Source organism: Vibrio sp. 03_296, from assembly GCF_002265885.1.
The window spans coordinates 1-453 of sequence record NZ_NPKW01000678.1 but is presented as its reverse complement, the minus strand read 5'-3'; the positions used below and the strand labels follow the sequence as shown (position 1 = coordinate 453).

Here is a 453-nt window from a genome sequence, read left to right as displayed (position 1 = left end):
ATGAAGCGCATTTAAAAGCGCGTATGCCGCAGTTCAATTGGCAGGTTCGCAATCAAGCCAAAATGCATCTTCGTAACGGTGATGAGCCTTATCAAAGCGCGGTAGATGCCATGCGTTATTGGCCAGAGAAAGAAACGGCGGTGGCCGTTCGGCAAGTGGCGGCAGATCACTATGAATGTGTGTCGGCATTTGGGCTTGAATCTCTATTTCGTGGGCATATCACGCACAATCCAAGTCGTTGTTGCAACGTTTGAACACCGCGTTATTTCAAAAGGATGGGTGTCCCGCTGGCCTCAATTAGTGGTGGTGTCGTAATAACACTTTGCCATTTGGGCTTGCCCTTTTCGTGATGCGGCTAGCCGCTCTGAATCTGCATCACTCATTTTTATCAATTCATGGAGTGAAGAAAACAATGGAAGCAAAAGAGGTCGTTTTAGCCTATTGGCAGGCGAT

General features: G+C 47.9%; 1 pseudogene. It reads left to right on the top strand.

Annotation, left to right across the window (positions count from 1 at the left end):
* Positions 1 to 315 (top strand): annotated as a pseudogene (locus CIK04_RS27090) (nucleotidyltransferase family protein); the annotation flags it as partial.
* Positions 316 to 453: the final 138 nt, after the last annotated feature.